We start from the raw sequence: 18073 nt of genomic DNA, 5'->3' as shown, positions 1-18073 counted from the left end.
CGGCGAACCCGATATTGTCGCGGCTTGACGTGACGGATGCCGGTCACTACATTACTAACCCGCGAGTCATTAACCCACATGCCCACTCCCCGTTCCCTTGTCGACAAGTTCTGCCCGGTGCGCTCCAAGCGAGAACGCCGCAAGGAAGCGCGCCCCGGCGAACTGCTGGCCGCCGCGCTCGACCTGTTCGTCGAAAAAGGCTTTGCCGCCACGCGGTCCGAGGAGGTGGCGGCGCGCGCCGGAGTCTCCAAGGGCACGCTCTTTCTCTATTTTCCGAGCAAGGAAGAGCTCTTCAAGGCCGTGATCATGGAGAGCCTGGGCGGCCGTTTCACCGAGTGGAACGCCGAATTCGAGGCCTTCGAGGGCACCACCGCCGAGATGCTGCGCTACTGCATGAACGTGTGGTGGGAGCGTGTGGGCCTGACCAAGGCCTCGGGCCTGACCAAGCTCATGATGAGCGAGGGCGGCAATTTTCCCGAACTGGCGGAGTTCTACCGCCAGCAGGTGGTGCGCCCCGGCCACGACCTGCTGCGGCGCATTTTGCAGCGCGGCATCGACCGCGGCGAATTCGCGCCGGTCGACATCGACCATGCGATCTATTCGGTGATCGCGCCCATGGTCTTCCTGATGCTCTGGAAGCATTCGGCCATGGTCTGCGTGGACGGGGAAAGCGCCCTGGACCCCGAGAAATTCCTCGCCACCCAGGCCGAAACCGTGCTCTACGGGCTCAGCGCGCGCCCCGGGGACAAGGCATGAAGAAGACTTTTGTATGGCCGAGCGGGCCGCTGGCGTCGTCCGGGCCACCTAAAATTGAAGGTTTGTCCTGAGCCCACAAGGAAAGCCACGCCATGAACCCCACCCCCACCCTCGAGCGCTTGCGCTTCAACATGATCGAACAGCAGATCCGCCCCTGGGATGTGCTGGACCTGGACATCCTGGACCTCTTGGCCGCCATCCATCGCGAAGACTACGTGCCGGAAGCCCACCGCACGCTCTCGTTCTTCGACATGGAATTGCCCCTCCTGGACGGCTCGGTGCCCGGCGAATTCATGCTGTCGCCCAAGGTCGAGGCCCGCACGCTGCATGACCTGAAAGTGCAGAAACACGAGTCCGTGCTCGAGATCGGTACCGGCTCGGGCTTCATGGCCGCCCTGCTCGGCGCCCGCGCCGCCCAGGTGCTGTCGCTCGAAATCAACCCCGTGCTGGCCGCCCGCGCCGCCGAGACGCTGCGCCAGAACGGCGTCGGCAACGTCGAGGTGCGCAACGCCGACGGCGCCGTGCCCCTGGCCAGCGGCCCCAGCTTCGACGTGATCGTGCTGAGCGGCTCGGTCGCCCGCATTCCGCAGAACCTGCTGGGATCGCTGAAGGTCGGCGGGCGCCTGGCGGCCATCGTGGGCGAGGAGCCGATGATGCGCGCCCACTTCGTCACCCGTTCGAGCGAAAGCAAGTGGGACACGGTGCAGCCCTGGGACACCGTGGCGCCGCGCCTGCTGAACTTCCCCGAGCCTTCGCGCTTCTCGTTCTGAGCGGGCCGCACGCATGATCGACCAAGTCCGCCCCGCCGACCTTGCCGCCTGGTTCGCGCAGGACGCCGATGCCACCCCCGTGCTGCTCGATGTGCGCGAACCGTGGGAGCTGCAGACGGCGAGCGTCGCGCCCGCGGGCTTCACGCTGGTGGCGATTCCGATGAACGAGATCCCGGGCCGCCTCGCCGAGCTGGGCGACGGACAGCGGATTGCATGCCTCTGCCACCACGGCGCGCGCAGCCAGCGCGTGGCCGCCTTCCTGAACCAGAACGGCTTTGACCAACTCGCCAACGTGGCGGGCGGCATCGACGCCTGGTCCTCGCACGACCCCTCGGTCCCGCGCTACTGATTCTTTCCCTCAAGGACGTTCAATGCCTCCACGGCCCCGGCTTCTGCCACTTTCCGCAGCACTCGCCAGCGTTATCGCGACCCTGCTTGCACTGCCGGCCCAAGGCCAGACACTGAACGAACTCTATGACTCCGCCCGCGGCTACGACGCCACGTACCAGGGCGCGCGGGCCCAGTACGACGCGAACGTCGCGCGCGCCGCGCAGGCCAAGGCCGGCATCCTGCCCGCCGTCGGGCTCACGGCCGGCGTGAACCGCAGCAACCTGGACATCGACACCCTCACCGGCTCGAGCCGCGGCGCCAGCGCCTCGCGCGACTTCAACACGCAGAACGTCGGCATCAACGCCACGCAGCCGCTCTACCGCCCCGCCAACTGGGCCACCTACGAGCAGGGCAAGCGCCAGACGGAAATCGCGCTGGCGGTGCTCACCACGGCCGAGCAGGACCTGATCGTGCGCGTGAGCCAGGCGTATTTCGACGTGCTCGCCAGCCAGGACAGCCTGGCGCTCGTGCGCGCGCAGAAAGTCGCCGTGGCCGAGCAGCTGGCATCGGCCAAGCGCAACTTCGAGGTCGGCACTTCCACCATCACCGACTCGCGCGAAGCCCAGGCCCGCTACGACCTGGTGATCGCGCAAGAGATCGCCGCCGAGAACGACCTGCAGGTCAAGAAGATCGTGCTCGACCAGCTGGTCGGCCGCCCCGGCAGCGTGCCCGTGCCGCTGGCCGTGCCGGTCGTGCTGCCCACCGCGCAGCCCGCGGACATCAACGCCTGGGTCGCGCAGGCCGACGAGGTGCATCCGGCGATCCAGCAGGCCAGGCTCGGCCTGGACGTGGCCGGGCTCGAAGTGCAGAAGGCGCAGGCCGGCCACAAGCCCACGCTGGACGCCAACCTGGGCTACAACGTCACGCGCAACCCCACGGGCACCAGCACCAGCACCGTGGGCACGCGCGTGAATGCCACGACGGTCGGCGTCACGTTCAACCTGCCGCTCTTTGCCGGCTTTGCGACCGAGAACCGCATCAAGGAAACGCTGGCGCTGGAAGACCAGTCGCGCAGCGTGCTCGACGGCACCCGGCGCAGCGTGGCCCAGGCCACGCGCGCGGCCTACCTGGGCCTCGTGTCGGGCGCGGGCCAGGTGAAGGCGCTGGAGGCGGCCGAATCCTCCAGCCAGAGCGCGCTGGACGCCAACAAGCTGGGCTACCAGGTGGGCGTGCGCATCAACATCGACGTGCTCAATTCGCAGAGCCAGCTGTTCCAGACCAAGCGCGACCTGGCGCAGGCGCGCTACAACGTGCTGCTCGGGAACCTGAAGCTGCGCCAGGCCAACGGCACGCTGACGACGGCGGACATGGACGCGATCAATGCGACGCTGGCGAGCAATGGGAGCACGCCGGCGGTGCCCTCGCCCACGCCTGCGAACCGTTCTTCCGCGCCTTCGACGACGGTGACGCCGCCTAGCATTCCGGTGGTGCCGCCCGTGCCGGTGCAACCGTTCAACCCGACGCCGCCGACGATGCCTTCGGCGCCCGTGCCGCCGGTGATCGTGAATCCGCCGGTGCGCTGAACGAGGCGATTAGTCGAGCGTAGGTTTGGCAAACGCCCGACCGCTCAATTAACCCATTTGCAGCCCGACTCTTCGAAGCCGGCAGCCGGGTCCAATACGAAATTTCGCGCCTTGTTTTTTTCGTAATTCCGGTACGTCGCTACATAGCCCGAGACCCCCGTCCCGACGCCTTCGCGCATGAAAACATACTCCCCGGAAATTCTGCCGCGCGATATCTCCAGCCATTTGGACGAGGGCTCGAGTATGCCCTCGCCTAAATCGCTTGCCATGGTTGATGAAATGAATATCACCGGTACCGACTCCGTTGAATGCTCATATCTGACGAATCCACCACTCCATTTACGCCCCGAATCATGGTAGGAGTGGAATTCAAACCGTGCGGGTTTTCCATCGCTGGAAACATAGCACGCGGTTTCATTGGAGATATCGGCACGGACGATTTCAAAAAACTGCAGGCATAGAAAAATCATTATCGCCATCGTTTTGGCAATTTCCTTCATCACGGAGTTTGCCTTTCAAGAGAGATATTCATGGCGTGTTGGCCGAGATAATATTTCATCGCGGGACGTGGCGGACTTCCAGTTAAAACCGGCCGGCCTTGGGCATCCATAACAACCTCTTTTCTACTATTGCGACGCCACGCAAAATTGATCGTCTCCATAGCGTTGCGGACCACATCATCAAGAAGTACATATTTGAGGTAAATCACGCTTTGCAAGCGGGCATCCAGACCGTTCAAATTCTCGATTGCCACATAGCCATTGACATCTTTACTGACTGTGATGGCATCCGCTTGCGAAACCCCGGAATCCATATGGTTTAGCATATTTGCTCTCCTTGCCAAATAAAAGCACGCGCTGTCCACGCAGTTTTCAGAATTTCGCCCGCCCCTGTTGTCTCGGGCAATCAAGACATCCGGATCCCATCCAAGCTGAGGGAAAGTAGTTGCAGGAAATGTTCTTTTGAAACCTCGGAATTCTCCATATTCCTTGTAATTTTCGAGATGCGTCAATTGAATGAGTCCACGCCCGTAATAGGGACTGTAGGTCGCATTCTCCCCGCCACCTTCTTTCACCATGCTCAAATTTGCAGTTTCGGGAATGACGTGGGAGAAAAGATGAAGCAATCGCTGCCTGGATGTGCTGATTCCATATTTTCTTGCAGCCCTATTGAACGGAAGCACCCATTCGTTTGCTCGCCCAATTGCCGTTTGCCACGCAAACGTCGATGAACTGAAAGAAATTCCGCTCAGATGCAACTGTCTTCGCGGAAAGCATTGCGCCATTTCCTGCGCACTCAGCCATCCGCATCGCCTCATGTGCCCTACAAACTCCCTCGGATGAAAGCGCCATTGGGCATCTCGTAGCTCCGCCGGAAGTTCGAGGAAGCTGAGCGCTTTTCCATGTTTTACGAAGCGATTCCACTTCTGCGCGCCAGTCGCGTCATCGTCCGTGGGCTTGAAGTCTTCGGTTTCCAGCCAGCCATAGCGCGCCTCGATGCTTCGCTGGTCCCATTCGCTGGGAAAGTTGCAGATGGTGCGGCGCAATTTTTTCCTTACTTCGGGCTCGCCCAATCGACGCGCCAACTGCGCAAGCTGCATGCGTTGCGCATTCGCGGGATCGGGGTCACGAATCAGCGTTTTCATGTGTGGTGAGTCGCACCGCTGATCGGTGGGTACAGGGTCGTCGCCGAAGTAGTTCCAGCCCATGACTGCCAGGAAATCAGCATCGCTGAACTTGAAGGTGCCTTGTGCATTGAGGTCGGCCCATACCTCTCCCGAGGACGTGACGATCTTTCGCCAATGCGCGGCATCGGCAGGAAGTGGATCGACTCCCAGATTGCGCCCGAAGCGCAGCAGTTCATACCAGCCGCTGGGGCTGCTTGTGGCTTGGGCCGCAGCGCTCAATGCATCGTGGCGATCATTGGCCGCGACGCACAGGTCGTATTCGAATTTGCGACTGGCTGCTGACGGCGTATTGGCACGGCGAATGTAGTCGTCCCGACTATCGCTCCTGGGCGAGCCGACAGGCACACCATGCGGGTCGTAGCTGGCCAAAGTCGCGCCTCCGTTCACATAGTCGATCTGCACCCACAAAGGGGCGCGCAGCGTATTGGGCGAATGGTCGGAAGCGGCGCTTGCCGCGCCACCCACATTGCCGCTTGGGCGCAAATGATGGGTCGGCTGGCTCGTACTTGTGGGCGTGCCGGCAGGCAGATAGATGTAGATGCTGCCAAAGACGCTGTCAATGCGGCCATCGGCGACAGGCGGCGGCAAGGCCAGCGGGTCCGCCCAGTCAGCCCGGCGCCCCGTCAACAACGCGAGGTTCGCCTTGTCGCAGCAAATCTCGAAATGGATCTGCCCGGCGTGGCCGTAGATCTCCCCCGGCGCCCCAAGCTCTTCCTTGCGGTAGACAGCATTGCCCACCGACCATGAGGCCCCTGTCCTGGGGCAAGCGGCAATGCTGCCCAGGTGCATGTACACGCTGTAGTAGACGATTTCGACAGGAAGCGCTCCCGCGGCACCGATCTCCGTCCTGTGCTCGATGACGAGGAATCCGTCGCTGGTCCACGCGGCGGAGGGTGTATCGGCGTGGAACGGGTTGTAGTTGAGCGGGTGGTCGAGTTCGGCGTTCTGCGCAGTGGGGGAATGAACAAAGACAACCTTGCCATCCGCAATGGCGCGCACCGGCAAATACGCCGCGCCGTCGATGGGTGCCTGGATATGGACTCCGTTGTGCCAGGCCAATTTCAGGCTCAGGGGGAACGAGCCTTCAGGCGCGTTGGTGCTAGTGAGGCGGGAGGTGGGTTGTGCCATGGCCATGTCGAGCCATGCATCCTCGGATTGGCCGGCGCGATCGGGCAGGAAGGGCGGGCTGATGATCATGTGCGCGCCTCGCGGAAAGATTCGCAGAGACCAACGCCGGCATCCGCCGCACGGGGAAGAAAGGGAAACACAGGAAAAGATCGGATCGGGCGCATGCAGGGCATCGACGGCTTCCATGGCAAGGAAATAGGTCGAGGCAGTTTGCGAGGGCTGCGCTGATCACACTGCGAACAATCGTCACCCGGAACCCGGGTCGACGGGCCTGGCTTTCAACTACCAGGCCGATCCGTGAAAAATTCGATACCGCCGCCGGGCGGAGATCAGTCGAGCGTAGGTTCCGCCCGCTGCGGTTCGTCGCCCATCGGCACGCCTTCCACCATCGCAGGCTCTGCGGGCTCCGCCGCCTGCGCAATGGCCAGCACGGCAGCCGCCGTGCGTTCGGCCGCGCCCCGGTTCGACGACGAGAACGCCAGCGCGGCCTGTGCCATCGCCGCGCGGCGCTCGGGGTTTTCGACCAGCTTGAGCGCCGCCGTCACCGCCTGCTCCATGCCTTCGACGCGCAGCGAGGCGCCGGCCGCGAGCGACAGCTGCGCGGCCTCGGCGAAGTTGAAGGTCGACGGGCCCATCACCACCGGGCAGCCGCACGCGGCCGGCTCGATCAGGTTCTGCCCGCCCAGCGGCTCGAAGCTGCCGCCCAGGAGCGCCACGTCGGCCAGGCCGTAGTACAGCGCCATCTCGCCCAGCGAATCGCCCAGCCAGATCTCCGCGTCCGTCGGCTGGCCGGCCGCGCTGCGGCGCGCCACCGCGAAGCCTTGCGATTCGATCAGCGCGGCCACTTCGTCGAAGCGTTGCGGATGGCGCGGCACGATCATCCATTGCACGTCGTGCACGCGCTTGGCGATCGAGCGGATCGCGCCCTGCTCGGGCGGCACGGGCGACGTGGCGCCGAAGCGCTTGAGCACCTCGAGCAGCAGCCGCTCCTCGCCGTCGCGCGAACTCGCGAGCACGACCATCGGCTTGGGCAGGCGTTCGCGCAGCGAGGTCGCCGCGGTGAGCTGCCGCGCGTCGGGCGTCGCGTCGAACTTGAGGTTGCCGTAGATACCGGCCACCTTGGCGCCCAGCGACACCAGCCGGTGCGCGTCGGCCTCGGTCTGCGCCCACACGGCCGCAAGGGCCGAGTACGCGGGCCGCGCGAGCCAGCCCAGGCGCTCGGCGGCGGCCAGCGATTTCTCGTTCAGCCGCGCATTGGCCAGCACCAGCGGAATGCGGCGCTCGGCGCAGGCCGCGGCCATCTCGGGCCAGACCTCGGTTTCCATCAGCACGCCGATGCGCGGCTTGAAGCGGTCCAGGAAGCGCGCCACGGCGCCGGGCGTGTCCCACGGCTGCCAGACCTGCGTGTCGCCGGGCTCCAGCAGCTTGGCGCCCTCCTCGCGACCGGTGGCGGTGCCGTGCGTGAGCAGGATCGGAATGCCCGGGTACTGCCGCCGCAGTTCGGCAATGAGGATCGCGGCCGCGCGGGTTTCGCCGAGCGACACGGCATGCACCCAGCACTGGGCCTCGCCGGTGATGGATTCGTCGTACTGGCCGAAGCGCTCCTCGACGGCCACGGCATAGCCGGGCTCGGCCTCCGCGCGGCGCCTGAGCTTGCGGCGCACCAGCGGTTGCACGACGGTGGTGAAGGCGCCGTACAGGCGCAGCAGCAGGGAACGCACAGGGGGTGTCAGTGGGAAGCTTCGGCCAGCTTGGCGTCGGGCTTGACCGTGCGCAGCAGCGCCAGCATCTCGGCTTCGATGCGATGCAGCGCCGCGTCGGTCTGGCCTTCGAAGCGCAGCACGAGCACGGGGGTGGTGTTGGAAGCGCGGATCAGCCCGAAGCCATCGGGCCAGTCCACGCGCAGGCCGTCGATGGTCGAGACCTTGGCGGGTGCGGCAAAGCTGGCGCTCTTGACGAGCGTGTCGACCACCGCATGCGGCTCGCCTTCGGCGCAGGCCACGTTCAGTTCGGGGGTCGAGAAGCTGGTGGGCAGCGCGTTGAGCACCGCGCTCGCATCCGGGCTCTTGCTCAAAATCTCGAGCAGGCGGCAGCCGGCATAGGTGCCGTCGTCGAAGCCGAACCAGCGCTCCTTGAAGAAGATGTGGCCGCTCATCTCGCCGCCCAGCGGCGAATCGATTTCCTTCATCTTCGCCTTGATGAGCGAGTGGCCGGTCTTGTAGATCAGCGGCTTGCCGCCCGCGGCCTCGATGGCCGGCGCCAGGCGCTGCGAGCACTTCACGTCGTAGACGATGGTGCCGCCCGGCACGCGCGAGAGCACGTCCTGCGCGAACAGCTGCATCTGGCGATCGGGGAAGATGTTCTGGCCGTCCTTGGTGACGATGCCCAGGCGGTCGCCGTCGCCGTCGAAGGCCAGGCCCAGTTCGGCCTGGCCCTTGGCCAGCTCGGCCATCAGGTCCTTGAGGTTTTCCAGCTTGCTCGGATCGGGGTGGTGGTTGGGGAAATCGCCGTCGACCTCGCTGAAGAGCTCGACCACTTCGCAGCCGATGGCGCGAAAGATGGCGGGAGCGGTCGCGCCCGCGATGCCGTTGCCCGAATCGACCACGATCTTCATGGGGCGCGCCAGCTTGATGTCGCCCGCGATGCGCTGGACGTAGGCGTCGGTCACATCGACCTTGCGCACGCTGCCGCCGGGTGCGAGCCTGGCGGTGCCGTCTTCCATCGTCTTGCGCAGGCCCTGGATCTCGTCGCCGTAGATCGCGCGGCCGGCCAGCACCATCTTGAAGCCGTTGTAGTCCTTGGGGTTGTGGCTGCCGGTGACCTGGATGCCGCTCGTGCACAGCGTGTGGGCCGCGAAATAGAGCATGGGCGTGGTGACCGCGCCCACGTCGATCACCTCGACGCCGGTGGCCACCAGGCCCTTGATCAGCGCCTCGGCCAGTGCGGGCCCCGACAGGCGGCCGTCGCGACCCACGGCCACGGCCTTCTCGCCGGCGGCGCGGGCGGCGCTGCCGAATGCGCGGCCGAGGGCTTCTGCCACCTCGGCATCGAGGGTGACGGGCACGACGCCCCGGATGTCATAGGCCTTGAAGATCGACGCGCTGAGCTGCATGAAAGGCGTTTCCCTGTTGGTTCTTGGAACGGGGCATTGTAGGCAACGCCCCGCCTGCCCACATGTCCGGAAACGGCCAGTTGAAACGGGGCGAAACCGTATCATTTGCCCATGCCTTCCACCCACGCCCCCTCTGAAGCGCTCCAGAGCGACGCCTGCTACCTGGCGATGAAGACGCACGATGCGCGCTTCGACGGGTCGTTCTTCACCGCCGTGACCTCCACCGGCATCTATTGCCGGCCGGTGTGCCGCGTCAAGCTGCCGCGGCGCGAGAACTGCCGGTTCTTCGTGCATGCGGCGCAGGCCGAGGCCGAGGGCTTTCGCCCGTGCCTGCGCTGCCGGCCCGAACTGGCGCCGCGCGCGGCGAGCTGGTCCACCGAAGACGCCTCGCGCATCCTCGCGCTGCAGGCCGCACGGCTGATCGACGAGCCCGATGCATGGGTCCACGGCGACGACAGCGGCCCCGGTGCGGCGCAAGTCGCGGCGCGCCTGGGCGTGAGCGACCGGCACCTGCGGCGCATCTTCGAGGCGCAGTTCGGCGTCTCCCCGCTTCAATACCTGCAGACGCGGCGCCTCTTGGCCGCCAAGCAGCTGATCGCCGACACCCGCCTGCCGATGACGCAAGTGGCACTGGCCAGCGGCTTTGCGAGCGTGCGGCGCTTCAATGCGGCCTTCGTCGAGCACTACGGCCTCAACCCGAGCGCGCTGCGGCGCGCGGGCGGCGCCAAGGACGGCGACGGCAAGGCCATCGAGGTGCGCCTGGGCTTTCGCCCGCCCTACGACGTGAACGCGATGCTCGGCTTCTTCGCGCGCCGCGCCCTGCGTGGCATCGAGAGGGCGACCACGGCCGACGGCAAGGAACCGGCCAAGGGCAGCACGCCGACCTTCGTGCGCCTGGCCCGCACGCTGCGCGTGCAGCAAGGCGGGCAGGCACACGCCGGCTGGCTGCAGCTGCGCTTCGACATCGAACGCGAGCAGATGCTGCTGTCGGTCAGCGATTCGCTCGCCGCGGTGCTGCCGATCGTCATCAGCCGCGCCCGCGCCATGCTCGACCTGGATGCCGAACCGATGGCGATCAACGCCGCGCTGCACGCGGCCTTTCCGCACGGCGACGGCCTCCGCGTGCCAGGCACGGTCGATGGCTTCGAGCTCGCGGTGCGCGCGGTGCTGGGCCAGCAGATCACGGTGGCCGCGGCGCGCACGCTGGGCTCGCGGCTGGTCCAGGCGTTCGGCGAACCCATCGCCACGCCCATCGACGGTTTGGACAGGCTGTTCCCCACGCCGGCGGCCATTGCTGCGGCCAGCGGCGATGCGCTCGGACAACTGGGCATCGTGCGGCAGCGGCAGGCCGCGCTGCAGGCCATCGCGCGCGAAGTCGCCGACGGCAAGCTGGCGCTGCATGCGGGCGCAGACGTGCCCGCGACCATCGCCGCGCTGCAGGAGCTTCCCGGCGTCGGCGCCTGGACCGCGCAGTACATCGCGATGCGCGCCTTGCGATGGCCCGATGCGTTTCCCGCAGGCGATATCGCGCTGCAGAAGGCGCTGGGCGTGACCACCGCGCGCGCGGCCGGCGAGGCGTCGCAGGCGTGGCGGCCCTGGCGCAGCTACGCGGTGCTTCGTGCATGGCATGCGCCCTCGCCCTCTTCTCCTTCCACGGCTGCCGCGCAAGTGGCAGCAGATTCTTCCAGCATCACAACGGCAGGCCTCACCGCCTGAAATGTCATGAAGTTCAAGAGCAAGACCATCTACACCTCGCACATCGACACGCCGCTGGGCGGCATCACGATGGCGGCCACCGACCAGGGCCTGGCCGGCGTCTGGTTCGACCAGCAGCGCCACTGGCCCGACACCACGGGCTGGATCGCGAAAGACGACCACCCCGCGCTCGTCGAGGCCGGCACGCAGCTGCGCGACTACTTCGCGGGCAAGCGCGGCGACTTCGACATGCCGCTGGACCTGTCGCACGGCACCGCCTTCCAGCAGAGCGTGTGGCAGGCGCTGCTGGGCATTCCCGCGGGCAAGACCATGACCTACGGCGCGCTCAGCGCGCACGTGGGCAACCCGGCCGCGGTGCGCGCGGTGGGCGCGGCGGTCGGGCGCAACCCGATCAGCGTGATCGTGCCCTGCCACCGCGTGCTCGGCTCCGACGGTTCGCTGACCGGTTACGCTGGCGGGCTTGACCGCAAGACCGCCCTTCTGGAGCTGGAAGGCGCAAGGTAAGGCTCGCCCCCAGGCTGCGCGCACTTCGTGTCGCTACGCCTTCCCTTCCGGGGGCAACACCTGCGGCCCGGCAAAGCCGGTTCCGCGGTGTTTCCGGAAGGGGCCCTGGAACCATGAGAGACGCATGAACACGACAACACAGAACAACATCGCCACCAGCACCGCCAAGCCCTGGCTCATCGACCTCGTACTGCTCGGCGCGCTGTGGGGAGCGTCCTTTCTTTTCATGCGCATCGGGGCGGCCGAGTTCGGCGCGCTGCCGACGGCCGCCGTGCGGGTGGCCATCGCCGCGCTGTTCCTGCTGCCGATCGCGCTGCTGCGCGGGCAGGGGCCGGCCATTGCAACGCACTGGAAGGCCACCTTCGGGGTCGGCGTCTTCAACTCGGGGATGCCGTTCGCGCTCTTCTGCTTTGCGCTCCTGACCATCAACTCCGGCCTGGCCGCCGTGATCAACGCCACCGTGCCGATGTTCGGCGCGCTGGTGGCCTGGGCGTGGTTCCGCGAGCGCCCGAACGGCTCGCGCATCGCCGGCCTGGTCATCGGCTTTGCCGGCGTGGCAATGCTCGCGAGCCGCAGCGCCGGCCTGCACGCGGGCGCCAGCGGCAATGCCGCGCTGTGGGCGGTGATGGCATGCCTGGGCGCATGCCTGTGCTACGGCATCTCGGCCAGCGCCACGCGCCGGTATCTCGGCGGCGTGCCGCCGCTGGCCACCGCGACGGGCAGCCAGCTGGGCGCCACGCTCTTCCTTGCCCTGCCCGCCATCTGGCTCTGGCCCGCGCAGATGCCGAGCCTGCGCGCGTGGCTCGCGCTGCTGGCGCTGGGCATCGCCTGCACGGGCGTGGCGTACATCCTGTTCTTCCGGCTGATCGAGCGCGCCGGCCCGGCACGCGCGCTGACCGTGACCTTCCTGGTGCCGGTGTTCGCGCTCTTCTACGGCGCGGTGTTCCTCGGCGAGAACATCACGCAGTGGATGCTGATTTCCGCCGTGGTGATCGTGTGCGGCGTGGCGCTCTCCACGGGCATCGTCCGGCTCGGCCCCAAGCCCAAGACGGCCTGACTTTCTTCTTCGCGGGGGGCCACCGCGCACGGCCGCCCGAAGCGGCCGGCCCGCCCCCGGCAGGGGGTGGGCGAAGCGACACGAAGTGCGCGCAGCCTGGGGGCGAGCCCTATATGGCGCCGGCCACCACATTGACCGACAAGGCCAGCACCAGCATGTTGAACGCGAAGGCCAGCACGCTGTGGATCAGCGTGATGCGCCGCATCTCGCGCGAGGTGGCCTGCACATCGGACACCTGCGAGGTCATGCCGATCACGTACGAGTAGTAGAGAAAGTCGAAGTAGTCCGGCTCGTCCTTGCCCGGGAAGTCGAGCCCGCCGTCGGGCGAGCCGCCCTTCTGGTCGATGTAGTAGCGGTGCGCGTAGTGAAAGGCGTAGATCGTGTGCATCATCAGCCACGAGCCGGCCAGCGCGATCACGCCGAGCACGACGTGGCCGGCACGCTCCCAGCCGGTCAGCTGCTTCACCTGCTGCAGCAGCATCGCGATGGCGATCACGCTCACGGCCACCACCACCAGCATCGACACCAGGATCATCAGGTTGGGCTGGTCCAGCGACTGCGCGCGCTCGCGCGTGCGCCGCGCATCGAAGGTCTCGATCAGCCACCAGGTGAGCACCTGGTAGACCAGCACCCCGGCGCACCACCCCGCCAGCCCGCGCGACATGCCGCCGACAGGCCACGGCGCCAGCGCCACCGCGACACCGACCACCGTGCCATAGAGAAGACGCTGCGGGCCGGTGGTCGTGGAGAGGTGTTTGCGCATGCGGCACTGTAGCGCCGGCCTCGCGCGATCAAGAAATTCCTACACGAAGACCCGCATTCGGCGCATGCGAGGCGCCGGGCCGCCTTACTAAGGTACGGCTGGTTCAAGGGAGCCTGGCCCCGAGGTATCCATTCGCAGCCCATGACGCTGCGCCACGCGATCTGCCCGAGGCTTTTTTTGTTCTGAAGGATTCTCATGCTGTCGCTTCGCTCCCGCCCGTTCGACTGGACGGTCAGATTCGGCGCCCTCGGCGCGCTTGTCGGTTCCGGCTTGCTCTTCGCCACCGCACCGGCGCTGGCCGACCCCTCGCCGGCGCTGGACCGGTTCAGTTTCTCGGTGGGCGCCTTCAGTGCCGATCCGAAATTCAACGCCTCAGTGGCCACGCCCTACGGCTCGCTCGATTCGGGCGACATCAAGCCCGGCCGCGTGACGATGCCGCGCATCACCGCCGACCTGCTGCTGGGCGACAGCCAGGGCATTTCGTTCGACTACTACCAGTACAAGCGCGACTACGACGGCCAGTTCAGCAACAACACCTCGCTCGGCCCCTTCGGCACGCTCAGCGCCATCGGCAACGCGAACTTCAACACCAAGCTGGACTTCGCCAAGCTCTCCTACAAGTGGTGGCTCGGCTCGGGCAACACCGTGTTCGGCCTGGGCGCCGGCGCGGCCTACTACCGCGCGACGCTGGGCGCCAGCGCGCTGGTCTCGGTGAACGGCCAGGTCGGCACGCTGAACCAGAGTTCGAGCGACAACGCCATCGCCCCGTTGCTGGAGATCGGCGTGCGCCATGCGATCACGCCCGACCTGCGCCTGTTCGCCGATGCCTCGGGCGTCTGGAAGAGCAGCGGCCGCTTCCACGGCAACATCTACAACGCCGCGGCCGGCGTCGAGTGGTTCCCGGTGAAGAACGTGGGCGTGGTGGTCTCCTATGGCGTGACCAACATCGACCTCACACGCGACAGCGACTCGGCCGACTCGCGGCTCAAGGTGCGGCTGCAAGGCCCTTCGGCCTTCCTGAAGGCGCGCTTCTGACCCGCACGGTGCACCCGGTCGCGTCGCTCCCCGCCGCGCTCGGCGCAGTCACCGCAGTCAGCGCGACTGAGGCGGCAGCAGCGACGCGCGCACTTCCTTCTTGAGCACCTTGCCCACCTTGGAGCGCGGCAGGTTGGCCCACACCTCGACCTGTTTGGGTGCCTTGACGCTGCCGATGCGCGCCTTCACGAAGGCCTTGATGTCCTCGGCATCCACCTGGCGGCCGGCATGCAGCTGCAGCACCGCCACCACGCGCTCGCCCCACTTCTCGTCGGGCAGGCCGACGACGGCGCTGTCCTGCACGTCGGGGTGCTGCATCAGCACCTGCTCCACTTCGGCGGAGTAGACGTTGAAGCCGCCCGAAATGATCATGTCCTTGGCACGGTCGACGATGTAGAGAAAGCCGTCGGCATCCAGGTAGCCGATATCGCCCGTGTGGTGCCAGCCGTGGCGCGAGGCCTCCTCAGTGGCCTTCGGGTCCTTGTAGTAGCCGAGCATCACGAGCGAGCCGCGCACCACGATCTCGCCGCTCTCGCCCGTCGGCAGCAATGCGCCGTCGCCGTTCATCACGCCGACCTGCACCAGCGGGCCGGGCCGGCCCGCCGAGGAAAGGCGTTGCCGTGCAACCGTTCCATCGGCGTTGAAATGCGCCTGCGGCGACATCATCGAGATCATCATCGGCGCCTCGGTCTGGCCGAAGAGCTGCGCCATGACGGGGCCGATTTTTTCCAGCGCCTCCTCGAGCCGCGCGGCCGACATGGGCGCCGCGCCATACCAGAAGCACTGCAGCGAATCGCGCTTCGTCGCGGCCAGCTGCGGATGCTGCAGCAGCATGTAGATCAGCGTCGGCGGCAGGAAGGTGTGGGTGATGCGGTGGCGCTCGATCAGCGCAAGGAATTCGGCCAGATCGGGCTTGGGCATGATGACCACCTGCCCACCGAGCGCCATCACCGGCAGGCACAGCACGCCGGCCGCATGCGTGAGCGGCGCGAGCGCCAGGTAGGCGGGCCGGCCCTCGAACGGGTAGCCCATCAGCGTGAGCGCCGACATGGTCTCCAGGTTGCGGCCCGAGAGCATCACGCCCTTGGGCTGGCCGGTGGTGCCGCCGGTGCCGGCGATCATCGCGACGTCGTCGATCACGGGCACGTCGATCGGCGCGTCGTCCGTGCCGGCAAGCCATTGGTCCAGCGACGGTGCATACGGCATCGCCTGGTCCAGGCACACCAGCGTCTTCACCTTGGGCAGGTCGGCGCGCATCTGCTCGACCAGCGGCGCGTAGTTGCTGTGGAAGATCAGGCAGCTGCAGTCGAAGGCGTCGAGCACGAAGCGGTTTTCGGCCGCCTCGTTGCGCGGGTTGATCGGGCACCACACCGCCGCGGCGCGCGACACGCCGAACACGCAGGCGAAGGCGACCGGGTCGTTGCCGGACAGCACCGCCACCTTGCTGCCCGGTGCCACGCCGCTGCGCTGCAGCGCGCGGGCCACGCGGTGGCTCAGGCGCTGCACGTCGCCGTACGAAAGCCGCGTGTCACCCATGCACAGGCACGGCGCGTCGACGCCCGACTGGGCGCCCTTGTCCAGGTAGTCGACCAGGCGCATCGCCGTCACCCCATCCGGGTGAGCAGGGGTTCCTGCACGAGTCCGAAGCTGCGCAGCGCGCCCAGCAATTCGCGATGCCCGAAGGCCTGGCAACCCGAGGCGAAGCCGGCGCGCCGCGGCGCCTGCTGCAGCAGCGAGGCCGCCGCATAGGCCTGCAACAAACCGGTCTGCTTGTAGTTGCAGTTGCCGAAGATCACGCAGTGCATGCGGCCCAGCGGTCCGGAGGCATGCACCGAATCGACGGACTTGTTGATGCGCGGGTTCTCGCGCGGGGGCATGGTGTTCATGACGCCCGCCGCCGTCTCGGCCAGCGCGGCATAGCGGTCCTCCTCGTTCATGCCCTCGGTGGCCTTGAGCGCGGCGGCCACGATCAGCGGCACGCCCTGCATCAGCGCCTTGTTGAAGACCCCGCCGAGCACCTTCACGTTCGCCACGCGCGGATCGCGCTTGAACCAGACCGGGTGCGAAGTGCCGCCCCAGGGCAGCGCCAGCGCCGCCTCGTGCTGCCCGGGAATCGACAGGTGGTAGAGGCCCGCGTCGGGCTGCCACTCGGCGTACTCGTTCTGCTCCAGGTAGTAGGCCTTGGACGTGGCCGCGTTCACGAGGATGGTCTGCGTGGATGCGATCGTCGGGCTGCCGCCCCAGAACACGGCGATGTCCAGCGTGTCCAGGCCGGGCGTCTCCAGGCACAGCTGCGCGGCGATCTCGCCGGTGGTGTACATCTGCGCGAGGCCAGGCGAGAGCAGGAGGCCCGCGGCGGCGAACTTGTCGCCGTATTCCCGCTCGAGCGTGATGAGCCAGTCCTGCTCGCCGGTGGTGTCGGTGTAGTGGCAACCGGCGGCCAGGCAAGCCTGCACGACCTCGGGGCCGAACTTCGCGAAAGGCCCCACCGTGTTGAGCACCACCGAAGCGCCGGTAAAGAGCTCGGTGAGCGCCTCCACCGAATGCGACACCTCCACCACTTCATAGCGCGCGGTCTCGATGCCGGGCACGTTGGACTTCATTGCCGCGTCCAGTTTCTCCTTGCTGCGGCCTGCGGCGATGAAGGGGATGTTGTACTCGCGCAGGTACTCGCACACGAGGCGGCCGGTGTAGCCGGAGGCACCGTAGACGACGACGGGTTTCTTCTTGCTGCTGCTCATTCTTGTCTCTCCTTTTGATGACCGGTCACATGCCCATGCCGCCATCCACCGCGAGGCCCGCACCGGTGATGAACCGGGCAGCGTCGGAGCAGAGGAAGACCACCACGTCGGCCATGTCGCCGACTTCGCCCAGGCGCCCGAGCGGGGTCTGGCCGATCACGTCGCCGACCGCGGCCTCGACGCTGGGCGCAAGCCCCGCGGCCACGATGTCGCTCGCGAGCTTCATGCCCATGTCGGTGGGCACGAGGCCCGGGTAGATGCAGTTCACGCGCACGCCGTAGCCCAGCTTGCCGGACTCCATCGCGGCCACGCGCGTGGCGCGATCGACCGCGGACTTGGTGGCGGAATAACCGGCGATCGCAGGGAACGCGATGGTGGCCGCGACCGATGCGATGTTCACCACCGCACCGCCGCCGCCCGCGCTGCCGCCGGGCCGCATCGCGCGGAACGCGTGCTTCATGCCCAGCAGGGTGCCGGCCACGTTCACGTCAAGCATGCGGCGCAGGTCGTCGCCGTCGACGTCGATCACCAGCGAGGTGATCTCGATGCCGGCGTTGTTGACCAGGATGTCGAAGCCGCCGAGCTCCTTCACCGTGGTCTCCGCGGCGGCGGCCCAGTCGGCGTCCTTCGTGACGTCGAGCGGAACGAATCCCACCGTGGCGCCGGAGGCGGAAAGCCTCTTTGCCGTTTCGCGCCCGACGTCGGCGAGCACGTCGCCGATCATCACCGAGGCGCCTGCCTGAGTCAGCGCTTCGGCGATGCTCGCGCCAATGCCGCGCGCACCACCGGTCACCAGGGCCTTGCGCCCTTTCAAGTCGAACTTGGCCATCACTTGTCTCCTGTAGATATGTTGTCGAGATGGAGGAGGCATCCTAGAAATCGACTTGACGG

General features: G+C 66.8%; 16 protein-coding genes. 8 read left to right on the top strand and 8 right to left on the bottom strand.

Features of this window, described 5'->3' with window-relative positions; genetic code table 11:
• Positions 1-78: 78 nt before the first annotated feature.
• From BM133_RS00645 to BM133_RS00630, 4 genes are all read left to right on the top strand, one after another.
• Positions 79-756 (top strand): TetR/AcrR family transcriptional regulator, encoded by a 678-nt coding sequence (locus BM133_RS00645; RefSeq protein WP_093430926.1) that lies wholly within the window; start codon positions 79-81, stop codon positions 754-756.
• A 92-nt stretch (positions 757-848) separates the two neighbouring features.
• The gene (locus BM133_RS00640; protein WP_093430924.1) at positions 849-1526 is read left to right on the top strand and encodes a protein-L-isoaspartate O-methyltransferase family protein; all 678 of its coding nucleotides are present in this window, start codon (positions 849-851) and stop codon (positions 1524-1526) included.
• 13 nt (positions 1527-1539) lie between these two features.
• On the top strand, positions 1540-1875 hold the full coding sequence (locus BM133_RS00635) for a rhodanese-like domain-containing protein (protein ID WP_093430922.1): 336 nt from the start codon (positions 1540-1542) through the stop codon (positions 1873-1875).
• A gap of 22 nt (positions 1876-1897) precedes the next feature.
• Positions 1898-3439 carry a TolC family outer membrane protein gene (locus BM133_RS00630; protein ID WP_093430920.1) on the top strand — a complete coding sequence of 514 codons (1542 nt, stop codon included), beginning with the start codon at positions 1898-1900 and terminating at the stop codon, positions 3437-3439.
• Positions 3440-3483: 44 nt separating this feature from the next.
• Here BM133_RS00630 and BM133_RS34390 read toward each other — a convergent pair whose 3' ends face one another.
• The 4 genes from BM133_RS34390 to BM133_RS00615 form a co-directional block, all read right to left on the bottom strand.
• Positions 3484-3939 carry a hypothetical protein gene (locus BM133_RS34390; protein WP_143100044.1) on the bottom strand — a complete coding sequence of 152 codons (456 nt, stop codon included), beginning with the start codon at positions 3937-3939 and terminating at the stop codon, positions 3484-3486.
• Positions 3939-6323 carry a M23 family metallopeptidase gene (locus BM133_RS00625; RefSeq protein ID WP_093430918.1) on the bottom strand — a complete coding sequence of 795 codons (2385 nt, stop codon included), beginning with the start codon at positions 6321-6323 and terminating at the stop codon, positions 3939-3941. Before BM133_RS00625 ends, BM133_RS34390 begins: the two co-directional genes overlap by 1 nt.
• A 260-nt stretch (positions 6324-6583) precedes the next feature.
• Positions 6584-7975, bottom strand: coding sequence for a 3-deoxy-D-manno-octulosonic acid transferase (locus BM133_RS00620; protein ID WP_093430916.1), 1392 nt, complete (start codon positions 7973-7975; stop codon positions 6584-6586).
• A gap of 8 nt (positions 7976-7983) precedes the next feature.
• Positions 7984-9366 carry a phosphomannomutase/phosphoglucomutase gene (locus tag BM133_RS00615; protein WP_093430915.1) on the bottom strand — a complete coding sequence of 461 codons (1383 nt, stop codon included), beginning with the start codon at positions 9364-9366 and terminating at the stop codon, positions 7984-7986.
• Positions 9367-9477: 111 nt separating this feature from the next.
• Here BM133_RS00615 and BM133_RS00610 point away from each other — a divergent pair, with 111 nt between their 5' ends.
• The 3 genes from BM133_RS00610 (at position 9478) to BM133_RS00600 (ending at position 12643) form a co-directional block, all read left to right on the top strand.
• On the top strand, positions 9478-11082 hold the full coding sequence (locus BM133_RS00610; protein WP_093430913.1) for a DNA-3-methyladenine glycosylase 2 family protein: 1605 nt from the start codon (positions 9478-9480) through the stop codon (positions 11080-11082).
• 6 nt (positions 11083-11088) lie between these two features.
• Positions 11089-11586: a methylated-DNA--[protein]-cysteine S-methyltransferase gene (locus tag BM133_RS00605; protein ID WP_093430912.1), complete on the top strand. Its 498-nt coding sequence runs from the start codon at positions 11089-11091 to the stop codon at positions 11584-11586.
• Between the two features lie 124 nt (positions 11587-11710).
• Entirely contained in the window at positions 11711-12643 is a 933-nt protein-coding gene (locus BM133_RS00600; RefSeq protein ID WP_093430910.1) for a DMT family transporter, read from the top strand.
• 109 nt (positions 12644-12752) lie between these two features.
• Here the strand turns inward: BM133_RS00600 and BM133_RS00595 are convergent, their stop codons facing one another.
• Complete coding sequence (locus BM133_RS00595; protein ID WP_093430909.1) at positions 12753-13406, bottom strand: DUF1345 domain-containing protein; 654 nt, start codon at positions 13404-13406, stop codon at positions 12753-12755.
• Positions 13407-13601: 195 nt separating this feature from the next.
• On the opposite strand from BM133_RS00595, the gene BM133_RS00590 reads away from it, so the two are divergent.
• Positions 13602-14441: a hypothetical protein gene (locus BM133_RS00590; RefSeq protein ID WP_093430907.1), complete on the top strand. Its 840-nt coding sequence runs from the start codon at positions 13602-13604 to the stop codon at positions 14439-14441.
• A gap of 57 nt (positions 14442-14498) precedes the next feature.
• On the opposite strand, the gene BM133_RS00585 is transcribed toward BM133_RS00590, so the two are convergent.
• Genes BM133_RS00585 through BM133_RS00575 form a run of 3 tightly spaced genes read right to left on the bottom strand, consistent with a single transcriptional unit; the run spans position 14499 to position 18011 of the window.
• Entirely contained in the window at positions 14499-16040 is a 1542-nt protein-coding gene (locus tag BM133_RS00585; protein ID WP_093430906.1) for an acyl-CoA synthetase, read from the bottom strand.
• 5 nt (positions 16041-16045) lie between these two features.
• Positions 16046-17182: a DUF5938 domain-containing protein gene (locus BM133_RS00580; protein WP_093430904.1), complete on the bottom strand. Its 1137-nt coding sequence runs from the start codon at positions 17180-17182 to the stop codon at positions 16046-16048.
• 25 nt (positions 17183-17207) lie between these two features.
• Entirely contained in the window at positions 17208-18011 is an 804-nt protein-coding gene (locus tag BM133_RS00575; RefSeq protein ID WP_093430903.1) for an SDR family NAD(P)-dependent oxidoreductase, read from the bottom strand.
• Positions 18012-18073: the final 62 nt, after the last annotated feature.

This window comes from Variovorax sp. 770b2 (genome assembly GCF_900115685.1).
GTDB lineage: Bacteria > Pseudomonadota > Gammaproteobacteria > Burkholderiales > Burkholderiaceae_C > Variovorax.
Note: the sequence above shows the minus strand (reverse complement) of the source record. Positions and strands in the feature narration are given on the sequence as shown.